11 protein-coding genes are annotated in these 11915 nt (G+C 41.2%); 3 read left to right on the forward strand and 8 right to left on the reverse strand.

The window, feature by feature from the left end; all coding sequences use genetic code 11:
- Positions 1–335, reverse strand: a 335-nt coding sequence (locus B7C60_RS08270) for a hotdog fold thioesterase (RefSeq protein ID WP_245868961.1), incomplete at its 3' end; no start/stop codon positions are given.
- A gap of 415 nt (positions 336–750) precedes the next feature.
- Here B7C60_RS08270 and B7C60_RS08275 point away from each other — a divergent pair.
- Entirely contained in the window at positions 751–1317 is a 567-nt protein-coding gene (locus B7C60_RS08275; RefSeq protein ID WP_170887494.1) for a PhnA domain-containing protein, read from the forward strand.
- 47 nt (positions 1318–1364) lie between these two features.
- Here B7C60_RS08275 and B7C60_RS08280 read toward each other — a convergent pair whose 3' ends face one another.
- The 3 genes from B7C60_RS08280 to B7C60_RS08290 form a co-directional block, all read right to left on the reverse strand.
- Entirely contained in the window at positions 1365–1556 is a 192-nt protein-coding gene (locus B7C60_RS08280) for a hypothetical protein (protein ID WP_099611240.1), read from the reverse strand.
- 238 nt (positions 1557–1794) lie between these two features.
- Positions 1795–2754 (reverse strand): TerC/Alx family metal homeostasis membrane protein, encoded by a 960-nt coding sequence (locus B7C60_RS08285; RefSeq protein WP_099611241.1) that lies wholly within the window; start codon positions 2752–2754, stop codon positions 1795–1797.
- A gap of 398 nt (positions 2755–3152) precedes the next feature.
- Complete coding sequence (locus tag B7C60_RS08290) at positions 3153–4889, reverse strand: bifunctional metallophosphatase/5'-nucleotidase (protein WP_099611242.1); 1737 nt, start codon at positions 4887–4889, stop codon at positions 3153–3155.
- 254 nt (positions 4890–5143) lie between these two features.
- On the opposite strand from B7C60_RS08290, the gene B7C60_RS08295 reads away from it, so the two are divergent.
- Positions 5144–6775, forward strand: coding sequence for an ATP-dependent endonuclease (locus B7C60_RS08295; RefSeq protein WP_099611243.1), 1632 nt, complete (start codon positions 5144–5146; stop codon positions 6773–6775).
- Positions 6776–7039: 264 nt separating this feature from the next.
- On the opposite strand, the gene B7C60_RS08300 is transcribed toward B7C60_RS08295, so the two are convergent.
- Together B7C60_RS08300 and B7C60_RS08305 are read right to left on the reverse strand one after the other, a co-directional pair.
- Positions 7040–7552 carry a DUF1097 domain-containing protein gene (locus tag B7C60_RS08300; RefSeq protein WP_099611244.1) on the reverse strand — a complete coding sequence of 171 codons (513 nt, stop codon included), beginning with the start codon at positions 7550–7552 and terminating at the stop codon, positions 7040–7042.
- A 175-nt stretch (positions 7553–7727) separates the two neighbouring features.
- The gene (locus tag B7C60_RS08305; RefSeq protein ID WP_099611245.1) at positions 7728–8633 is read right to left on the reverse strand and encodes a LysR substrate-binding domain-containing protein; all 906 of its coding nucleotides are present in this window, start codon (positions 8631–8633) and stop codon (positions 7728–7730) included.
- Positions 8634–8852: 219 nt separating this feature from the next.
- On the opposite strand from B7C60_RS08305, the gene focA reads away from it, so the two are divergent.
- Entirely contained in the window at positions 8853–10313 is a 1461-nt protein-coding gene (gene focA / locus B7C60_RS08310; RefSeq protein WP_099611246.1) for a formate transporter FocA, read from the forward strand.
- A gap of 114 nt (positions 10314–10427) precedes the next feature.
- Here the strand turns inward: focA and B7C60_RS08315 are convergent, their stop codons facing one another.
- A complete protein-coding gene (locus B7C60_RS08315) occupies positions 10428–10997 on the reverse strand; it encodes a YceI family protein (RefSeq protein ID WP_099611247.1) in 570 nt (189 codons plus the stop codon).
- Positions 10994–11533, reverse strand: coding sequence for a cytochrome b (locus tag B7C60_RS08320; protein WP_099611248.1), 540 nt, complete (start codon positions 11531–11533; stop codon positions 10994–10996). The genes B7C60_RS08315 and B7C60_RS08320 overlap by 4 nt, the downstream gene beginning before the upstream one ends.
- Positions 11534–11915 lie beyond the last annotated feature (382 nt).

An 11915-nucleotide genomic window follows, 5' to 3' on the forward strand; every position in this document is an offset into this window, starting at 1 on the left:
GTTGAGATGCCCAAGTGAACTGGACTTGCTGTGCCAATCACCATCCCTTCACGCATTGCTCGGATATGATTGGCATTAATATCGAGTCCTACACAATAACGGGAGTCATCAACACAAAAGTTGGCGGCTAATGAGCCTAAGGTTTCCGCCAAGACGACAGAAGCGCCACCATGCAGCATGCCTAAGGATTGGTGAGTAAAAGAACAGACAGGCATAGTGGCACTAAGGGTATTCTCAGTAACATCGGTATAAATAATATTGAGGTGTTCTATCAGCGTATTTTTTGATGTGGCATTTAAGTCAGCTAAACTGATGGGTCTTTTCCAGATGGCCATGCGTATCCTAATATTTTCAAAGTATAAACAGCCTGATTATATACCCAAACTACTTGGGGTTGCTCATTACAAAACGCTAAAAGGTAGGTGTTGAAGCCCATGATCTCACAGATTGGTATGATATCTCCTGTTGACTTTAAATATGCAACAGTGTTGACGGCGTTCGTTTACCCGAATGGCATCGCCGGTCTATGCTCGTGAGGATAAACTCACTTGCCACCATTAACCATGTTGGTTCACTCCAAGTGATTTGGGAATAGCAAGAGTAAAGTTTGCTAAATTATTTACTTTCCGCACCAAATTGCCCTTAAATGCTCAAAATAGAGCATTAACTATGATTAACCATAGGATATCTCTTTAAATTTTGTGCATAAAGTGGATAATACCCACAAATTAATTTTACAAGGTGGGAACAATGTCTACTGAAGCTACTTTACTCGAACGCTGTGAATCAAAATGTGAACTCTGCTCTTCAGAGTCAGCGCTTTCTCCTTATGTGGTTGCACCACACACTCAAGTGACAGTTGACCATGCAGTAATGCTTTGTGCAACTTGTAAAGACCAAATTGAAAAGCCAGAATCTGCCGACATCAACCACTGGCGCTGCCTTAATGACAGTATGTGGAATCAAGTTCCAGCCGTTCAAGTCCTTGCTTGGCGTCAACTAAAACGTCTGTCTGCGGCAAAAGGTTGGGGACAAGACTTGCTAGATATGATGTACATGGAAGAGGAAGTCCAGAAATGGGCTGAAATCGGTATGAACGATGACGAAGAAAAACCGCGTGATGTTAATGGTGTTGAGCTGAAAAAAGGAGACGATGTGACGGTAATCAAAGATCTCCCAGTTAAGGGGTCAAGCATGGTAATTAAGCAAGGTACCGCTGTTCGCGGTATTGCCTTAACGGATGATCCCAAGCACATTCAAGGAAAGGTAAATGGACAAACCATGTTCATTATTGCAGAATACTGCCGTAAAAAATAATTTGGCAGAAGAAAAAACAAAAAGCCGACAAATTGTCGGCTTTTTAGTTAGCGCATTAAACCAATATCTCGTTGTATGTGATCAGATAATTCTCCGGCATGATAACGATGTGCCGAAGTCGATTCGACAAAAAGAATATCAACTAAATGAGCCATCAATCCTTTGAAGTTAACCGAATAGGTTTTTTTATCCATAGAGGTAGGTACTGGAACGGTACCGAAACGTATTGCTTGTGCCATAGAAGCCTCTCTTGATAAGCCGGTAACTTATATGAACAGATCTTAAGCAATACCCTGTGATTTATAAAATGACAAAATTTGGACTTTTGCATAAATAAAACTAATAAAACATATGGTTAACAATTGAATGAGTAATCGCGCATTCGCTGCAATTAACTAATCATAAACCGTCACACTTCTTGCATAAAAACTCACCGGTTGCATTTCTGTTTATTTTATTTAACATTTAATGCAAAGGCTATTTTTCGACTTTGATCGCACTATTCAGTTTGTCTGAGTGGCCTTTGAACCATGAAGCCACAATCGCAATCAACATCGTTACCAATAAAACCAATAAAGAAATTGGGGTTGGTATCTCCCACGGCGAGCCAACTAATAACATTTTTATACCAATAAATAACATAATAAATGCGAGTGCCGGTTTTAAATAGATAAATTTATTCATCATTCCTTCCAGCACAAAATACAACGAGCGCAGCCCTAACAAGGCAAAAACGTTTGCTGCTAACACCAAAAAGGGCTCTCGTGTTACCGCAAAGATAGCTGGAATTGAATCTAGCGCGAACATAATATCCATGCAAGCAATCATACCAACAACAATAAACATGGGCGTTACCCACCAACCTTGCTGTTGACGAATCAATAATGCATGCCCAGAATAATCTTGCGTTACATTAAAGCAGCGTCTCATCACGCGTTCAGGAAGTGGATTGAGTTCACTGTGTTGTTTTTCTCTTGCTAATTGAACCCCTGTCCAAATTAAGAACACAGCAAATACATATAAAATCCAATGGTATTGACTCAATAGTTGCGCGCCAATCACAATCATAATACCTCGTAAAATTAAAGCTCCAATCACACCATATAAGAGCGCTCTTGGTCGACATGAAGCGGGAACCGAGTATTGATGAAAGATAATAGCAAACACGAATAAATTATCGATGCTGAGTGATTTTTCTAGTAGGTAACCAGTTAAAAAGGCTAGCGACGCCTGTGAGGCACTATAATCACTATTCGGTAAATAAACCTCCCAAAATAGGAAAATGATTGCCGCAAAAATAAAGGCAAGCAGAATCCAAAACAAGCTCCAACTTAATGCACGCTGCAAAGAAATTTTATTATCACGAGTTTGCCAAATATCTAGCGCAACCAATGTGATGGTAAGAAGCATAAAGCTTAGATAAGTCATTAGGGACATGTTTCCTCCACGAGCGGAAGGAAAAACGTTTTAGAGAGCAAAACGAAACCTTCCGCATACCAAGTTATACTGTATAAAACAGCATGGATGCGTTGGTCTCGTCGAAATAGGTTAGGCTGCAACCTATTTATACTTGCCGGATAAGCTTAACGCTTAACGGGATGACGACAAGTAAACAACATGATGGCGACTACTCCCCAAACAGCGCTACTTTACTATGGTTGTTTTATCTCGTCTAGCGACAACCACATAATTTAATTTAAAGGTAAAAAATAAACCAATCCGACCCACACACTAATCCAAGCCACAATCGCTAATAGGTCGCTCCAATAATTCCACATAACCGGCCCCTGTTCACTGTCATCGTATGAAAAGAGAGCAAAAAGTGGACCAACAAATTAATTTGATTGGTTGGAAACATTAGTTTGCGCAGTTTGACTTAATAAGTAAGGTTTATCGGTTAATAATTCAATAAAAGCATCAGCCATCGACACATTGGTCACTTTCCCCTCACCTTTCATTTCAGTCAAAGCATGGTAACCTTCTTTGCCTTTCATGGTGTAGGCGGATGAAGTACCGTAATACTCCCCGTTTGGATTAACCGAATACCACTCTCCATCGATAAAAATGGATAGATTTTGAATTCTTTGGCCAATAGGATTATTCGCTTGGTATTCGAAAGAAAGGTTATGCGTATAAGGGTAACTACCCGATCCCGTTCCTTCTACACCATTATTGAAAGCATTATTGATTGCGCCTTCTAATGTTCGAGCAAGTGCATCTCCGGATATTTTATAGACACCAACCGGAACGGCAAATGGTAATAGTTGGCCGGCAATATCGGCCACAGAAACTTCACCCGGCAAAATAGAGGTTCTCACCCCACCGGCATTATGAATGGCAAACTGAACTCGGTAGCCTCGCTTTTCCATTGCATAAGCAAAGGCTTTGGCAACTAAAGGAGCAACTTGGCTTGGGCCTTCTTCATCCGGGATGCGTACATGGCGTAGTTTTTCTGATGCATGGGCAATGATTTGATGTTGTAACTCACGGACTTTGGGTATGTATTTGTTTTGTAAAATACCATGGACATCTGGATCTTTTTTGCAGACTACGACATGAGGATGATTATTGACAAACTCACACGCATCAAGGTGGGTTGTATCGCACCCCGCTTCATTCATACTGGCATCAAGAAAAAGACGGCGTCCTAACAGCAATTCATTGCGACCCGTAAAATTGACAACTCGGCCATTTTTATCGAAATCAATGTGACAATGCCCTAATGCTAATGCATAAAGCCCAGCTTGAACGACATAAATTCCATTAATAAATTGCCCATAAGATTCTTCTTGGGAAAGTCCAAGTGCACTAAAGTCACCTTGTAATATATGGCTATGTCCACCAACGATGACACTGATGCCGTCAATCTTAGCCGCCAGTTCTTTGTCAGCTTCATATCCCAAGTGACTGACAAGAATGATTTTATTAATTCCTGAATGATGTATAGCTTCAACGGTTTTACTTGCGGTTGTCAACGATGACACAAATGGAGTATCCCCATCAGGGTTGGCGATATCTTCCATCTTATCCAGTGATAAACCAAAAATGGCCACTTGACTGCCATCAACCTCTTTTACCATCCAACGAGCACACTGTCGTTGTGAATCAAAAGCATACACCTGCGAATTGTTAGATAGACGATGTTGTTTATCTTGCCGCTCTTTGGACAAATCCCAATTACCCGCTAATAACGGAAATTGTATACGTTTAGCAAACTGCGCAACGGGCTCATTTCCCATATCTAATTCATGATTACCAAGTGTCATGGCGTCAATACCTAACGCATTGAGCATCTCAGCATTAGCCTGACCTTTAAATAAAGAAAAATATAAAGTACCTTGGAAGCAGTCACCCGCATGGACAAAAATAAAGCCACGCTTCATACGCTGAGCATCGGCTTTAAGCTGATGAATTCGGGTCGCAATACGAGCAAAGCCACCCGCACTGACAAATGGGGTTAAAGTTTGTTGATCAATGTTTAAAGATAGTTGTAGTGAGGTTGGCTCAAAATAAGAATGGGTGTCATTGATATGAGCCAGAGTAATCGATGTCATGTCTTTTATTCTTTTCATAATATTTTCTCTTCTCTTTCCCCTCCATCCTAGCTTAAAAATCATGACAAAGTCGTGACTTTTATGAAATATTTTTGCAAGACCATGGAAAAAATATAAAGCTTAAGGCCTTCAATCATTCTGAAACATGAAGGTTCTGTGAAGTACTGGGCAGTTTAATGACTTGAGCGTCTGTTTATTCACACATTTTCCTTTATGCTTAACAAAAACTCAACGCAAGCTGTCGAGAACGTTGAGCAAGAGGAACTCACTTTATGCATTTAGAACGTATTGAAATATCAGGATTTCGAGGCATTCGTCGCTTATCGCTAACCTTTGATGAACTCACCACATTAATCGGAGAAAATACATGGGGAAAGTCTTCGTTACTGGATGCGTTATCCGTCATACTGCCGCCGGATGGAAAGCCTTATCAGTTCGAATTGCAAGACTTTCACGTAGACTATGCTCTCTCTCATCCACAAACTCAAGATATCCAGATTATTCTTAGCTTTATTGCCTCCGACAAACACGAGCATCGTGCGGGTCGCTATCGGAAATTAAAACCAGTATGGCGTCAGGATGAACATGGCTGCCATCGCATTATTTACCGTGTTAATGCCTCACGCATACAATATGATATCTCCACCCACTACGCCTTCTTGGATTTAGAAGGGCATACTATTGCAGTTCATGATAGTGAGCAATTAGCTCAATCATTAATGAGTTTGCATCCGGTTATTCGGTTACGAGATTCGCGCCAATTTGATCGACCTTTTATAGAAGGGAATGGCAAAAATGCACGCATAGAGAAACGGATCAATAATACGTGTCGTCGTTTAATGGCTATCCCAGGTCATGTGAATAAAGGCGAAATGCGCAGTAGCTTAAATTCAATGCAGGCATTAATAGAGCATTATTTTTCATTTAAAGATCAAAAGCGTAAAAACCCACGTCGAGAAAGAGAAAGCTTGGTTTATGGCCCTCCTGGGTATGATAAAAGTTTGTCGCAAGTGGTTGATGATACCAAAAATCGCCAAACCCGACTGTTACTGATGGGGTTACTCAATGCTTATTTACAAGCCAAAGGGCCCAATGATCTACGACGCTATGCGCGACCCATACTGATTATTGAAGATCCTGAAGGGCGTTTACACCCGACGCATCTTGCTCGAGCCTGGAATTTGCTTGATTTACTTCCTATGCAAAAAATCCTAACCACCAATAGTGGTGATTTACTCGCCTCGGTACCACTACATTCGATTCGACGTTTAGTGAGAACGTCAGATAAGGTTGTCGCGACAAGTATGCCAAGCCGAGGACTAGGGCGTGATGAGTTACGCCGCATTGGTTTTCATATTCGCTTTCATCGTCCGGGCGCTCTTTTTGCTCGCTGTTGGTTATTGGTTGAAGGAGAAACAGAAGTTTGGCTATTCAGTGAGTTAGCCAGACAATGTGGTTATAACCTAGCTGCGGAAGGAGTACAGATTATCGAGTTTGCACAATCAGGGTTGAAATCGTTAATCAAAGTTGCAAAAGCTTTTGCGATTGAATGGCATGTGGTGACCGATGGTGATCCTGCGGGTAAAAAATACGCAGCAACAGTACTCAACATGCTAGAACATGAACAAGCTCGACATCGTCTTACTGAATTGCCCGATCGTGATATTGAGCACTTTTTGTATTCCCATGGTTTTGAGTTCTTTTTCAAAGATATGGTTAAAATCCCACACGAACACCCTATACCGGCAAAAAAAGTCGTTAATAAGGTGCTTAAAAAGCATGCCAAACCCGATCTTGCCCTGGCCATTGTTTCTCATTGTGAAGAAAACGGTGTCGAGTCGATTCCCCTACTCTTGCGTTGGACGCTAAAAAGAGTGGTCACACTGGCAAACGGAAATATATAACCAAAATGAATATACCCTTCCTACTTGAAGCTGCTGGGGTGTTGGCTACGTTCTTTCACCCCAATCGCATAGCCTGTCTATGCTCATGGGGATTCACTCACTTGCCGCCTAACTGCAACTCCAAGTTGTTTGGGTATAAGTTTATTCCCTGTGTTAATCACCATTTACAAAGGGGATAAACCGCCCGATCAATATTAGTGATAATCCTTTTCTCTAGGGTACGTTTTGCTCTTACTGACCAGCCTTACTTTTATGAAGAACGCTTTACTGAGGGGTGACTGCTTTTTTATTACAGCGTAACGTTAACCCATGCTCTGATTCTTTTCTTTCTTCACTTCTCTTATGCAGCCACTCTCCGCTCGCTTTCATGGTATAACCAAACACGCCACCTAATAACAAAGAAGGGATAACAAGTGCTATGTTTCCATCTGCAGCAAACGTAGCACAACAACCAATAAAAGTACCAGGAATGTAAGCGAGTAAAGCATTTTTAGCTTGAATGCACATCATGAAAGCTGCAAAAGCGGTGATGACATAACCGATGATCTCCCATGTCATAAACTGAGAGAGTAACATCATCACCCATGCCCAAAAGACACCGCTCAAATTACAGCATAGACTTTGTGCCAACCCTTTGAGCCCAGCATGCGGAGTCGCAAAATAGCTGGTACAACCCAAAAAGCCAGCCCAAGAAAGTAGGCCAAAGGAGATAGCGATCCAACCCCAAATACCGGATAAGATGCCGGTCGTTAACGATATAGCAAAAAGCGCATTCATAACTTCTCCCTTAAATAAAACGCGGTTGACACATTAATGATGTGACAACCGACAATGAGAGAATAGTAAAGCGATGCGGCAAAACAACAAGCGATTTAAATCACAGTTTTTATGCAACAATTTATATGATATACAAAAAATAGTGATGCAATCGATAAATCAACAGATGGTGATATCATAGCACATAGGGCTTGCCTTTCATCATTCGCAAGCCTTCACGTCGAATACATTCAGCTAGTGGATTTTCAGCCATCTCGGCTCGCCAGATAAACGAAAGCGTACGCTCCATACTTAATTGTGGGACATTAAGCGCAACCAATTGACCACTTTGAATGAAACGCTCAACATCTAAATAAGGCAGGCAAGTCAAATAAGAGCCATTAGCCACTAAACTACGTAAGACAGGAACATGCTCGTATTCACGCCAAACATCCAAATCAGCGATTAACTTATGGATTGCACTGTCAAAAATGCCACGAGTTCCAGACCCTTGCTCTCGAAGCACCCACTTAGCTTGTTCTAGCTGAGCTAAGCTAACCACTTCTCGTTTAGCGAATGGGTGATGTGCAGAAGCAACCACACATAAATGATCCCGACACCACACTTCTTGATGAATTCGATTATCATCGCAACGCCCTTCAATGATGCCTAAGTCGTACTTATAATCTAATATTCCCTCGATCACACTTTGGGTACTTCGAACCCCCAGTTCAATGCGAATCTCCGGAAAATCACTATCAATAATACTGATAAGGTCAGGCACTAAATGTTCCGCTGGAGTTTGGCTTGCACCCAATCGAATTTCGCCACTTAACAAATGCTGATCATAAAAGCCCATTTCAATTTGCTGAGCATCTTGTAGCAAACGTTTAGCTTTTGGACGTAACCACATTCCCCAATGGGTCAATGCCATTTGTTTTCCTTGACGCTCAAAGAGCGGGCGTCCCAACATTTTTTCTAACTGTGCTAAAGACATACTTGTTGCAGACTGGGTTAAAGCTAGCTGTTCAGCTGCCGCGCTCACACTGCCGAAGTCTGCCACAGCATCAAAGACGGCCAATTGTTTTAATGAATATCGCACAACCTATCCTATGGAACGATTTATACCAACCCCAATTCACTGGGCCACGAGTGTCATTCTACTGCTTGCTTTTACTATATCAATATAATTGATGAGGTTTTAAAGAATTATCAATTTTACCTTCTTCCTTTCGCTCTCTAATCTAACGGTGAAGCAACCCACAAGGTGTTGTTTAATTTAGTCAGGAGTTATTTATGTATCTAAGTCTGAGGAGCGAAAATGTCAGCAGCGAACTCTGAAAATCAACTCTATTTTTCGCCCCATGAAATGATGGCAGAAGCTGAAAAATTTGCCCTGAGTAAAGCCAAGAAAACCAGCGGCATGATACTGAGCTTAGCAATAATGGCTGGAGCATTCATTGGGCTTGCTTTTCTATTTTATATTACCGTAACAACCGGAAGTGATAACACTGGATGGGGGTTAAGCCGACTCGCAGGAGGCATCGCTTTCAGCATGGGGTTAATTCTTATTGTTATCTGTGGCGGTGAACTGTTTACTAGTTCTGTCCTTTCTAGCATTTCTTGGGCGAACAAGCAGATCAGCTTTGGCAAAATGCTGTCTATTTGGGGCAAGGTTTATGTCGGTAATTTTCTTGGAGCAATGTTTTTGCTGTTGTTGGTTTCAGCCGCAGGGATGTACCAACTAGATCATGGCCAATGGGGGCTTAATGCTCTCAACATTGCACAGCACAAACTGCATCACACACCCATTCAAGCATTTTCACTTGGGGTGTTATGTAACTTACTCGTTTGTTTGGCGATTTGGTTAACCTTTAGTTCAGCAAACGCCATGACAAAAGCAGCTATGACCGTTTTACCTGTTGCAATGTTTGTTTCAAGTGGATTTGAACACTGCGTCGCCAACATGTTTATGGTGCCGCTTGGTATTGTTATCCATCACTTTGCACCAGATAGTTTTTGGCAACAAATCGGAGTGACAGCCTCACAGTATGCAGATTTAAATATCACACGCTTTATCACAGCAAACTTAATTCCCGTCACGTTAGGAAATATTGTCGGTGGAGCGGTTCTCGTTGGATTGACGAACTGGTCAATTTACCGTCGCCCTTACCTAAAAGAAGCACAGATCACTACCATCACCGAAACCACTCCAATACAGTCAGTTAAGGAAACCACCATGAAAAACTCAATAATTGTGAAAGATATGATGAACACCCAACCGATAACTCTTAATGCTGAGATGCCGATTGCTCTCGCTATCGATGCATTGGTTGATAACCACCTAACAGCAGCTCCTGTGGTAGATATTCAAGGCCGTTTGGTGGGCATGTTCTCTGCTCACGATGTAATGGTTGATTTATGGTGTCAAGACTACTTGCCGAATGAAGAACAAAAAGTGGTTGATCTGATGACCCGTGATGTTATTGCGATTGATGCCAATGATTCGCTCGTTGATGTTACCGAGTTTTTATGTATTGATAAAGAACAACTCTTCCCTACAACGAATATGGGCATCGCGACTCGCTTTAATGCATTATCTGTCGAAGAACGAGCGAAAAGCATGAAAGTCAGTAAGCCCCATGTTCTTCCTGTATTAGAAAATGGTCAATTTGTCGGGATGCTAGCACGAAATGACGTTCTTGCTGCACTTCGTCCAATTTATGGTGAACGTTTAGCGGTTGTTAACGAACAACAAGAGCAAGAGCTAGCTCGCGCATAATAATAGTATTAACTCATTGATGAGTTAATACAGAAAGTAAAAGTCCCCTTTGATCAGGAGGGGACTTGATCAGGAGGGGACTTTGTTTAATAAACACATTAATCATCAAAAAAATTACTTTTTGATGCCTTCAACATGCAGTTCCATATCAACATAGCTCGATGGCCCCATTACAGTAATATCGAAATCTTTCAGCTCTAAACGGGTAGCACCAACAAACCCAGCACGTTCTCCTCCCCATGGATCAGCACCAGCACCAATCAATTGAGCATCGATAGTGATTGGCTGTGTTTTGCCGTGTAAGGTTAAATTACCTTGTATTGCTAAATGTCCTTGCCCTTGATCAATGACTTGTGTACTGACAAAGGTAGCATTTGAGAACTTTGACGTGTTTAAAAAATCAGCACTGCGAATGTGTTTATCACGCTCGGCATGGTTAGAATCAAGACTAGTTGTATCAACGGTAACGCTTACTTTCGAGGCTGAAATATCATTTTCATCATAAGAAAACTCCCCGCTAAACGTATTAAAACGTCCTTTAATAAAACTGTATCCTAAATGACTCACTTTAAAGTTTATCGATGCATGAGCCCCTTTAGTATCAATCACATAATCGGCAGCACTTGCACCAAATGGGAAAGCCATTGCCATTGCCAACCCTGATGCCAGTAACGTTTTTTTCATTTTGATGCTCCTATCATTTTACGTAACGTATTATCTTTATTGATAAAGTGATGTTTTAAAGCCGCCAAACCATGCAAAAATGCCATCACGATTAGTGTCCAAGCTGCATAGAAGTGTACGGTGCCTGCAATATCTGATTGTTGATTAAACAAAGCCCCTACACTGGGTAATGTAAACCAGTTAAAGACATCAATTCCTCGACCATCGGCAGTAGAAATCAAGTAACCGGAAGTAAATAAGATCGCTAAATTAACGTAAAGTAGAAGGTGCATAAATTTTGCTGCCAACTTTTCTAGCCCGTTCCCTTCAACTTTTGGTGACGTTGTCACAAATCGTAAGATAATACGTAAGAGAGTTACTGCGGCCAATAAAAGGCCAATCGACTTATGCCAATGAGGTGCTGTACGATACCACTCACTATAATAAGAGAGATCGACCATCCATAGACCGACGGCAAACAGACCAATCACAGTTAAAGCCGATAGCCAATGGATCACTTGTATCGCTCGGTGGTAATGAGTTACTTGACTATTCATTTTATTTCTCGTTGTAAAATCAGTGTCAACATCAGTATATACATATTAGCAACAGATTATTTAACATTTCATGCATGATAAATATACCAACGGATTGATGATGATGTTCAAATTATTTGAACCACAAGTCATTCATTGAGAGCGTTTTTAATTTAAGATCGCTATCACGATAAAATAACCAAATAAATCATAAATTTAGGCTTAATGAGTCATTAGGCCTAGATAAATTGGCGTTTAGCGTAGAGAGATGATTCTAGTTTGTAACAAATTATAACAAGCACCAATGCGCTTGATTTGTCTCAACCAATGAACTCGTCAATACGGATGTAGCTATTGGATCACTTTGATGTATAAAAATTCAACGTGATAAAGCGCCCGAAGC

Source organism: Vibrio fujianensis, assembly GCF_002749895.1.
Taxonomy (GTDB): domain Bacteria; phylum Pseudomonadota; class Gammaproteobacteria; order Enterobacterales; family Vibrionaceae; genus Vibrio; species Vibrio fujianensis.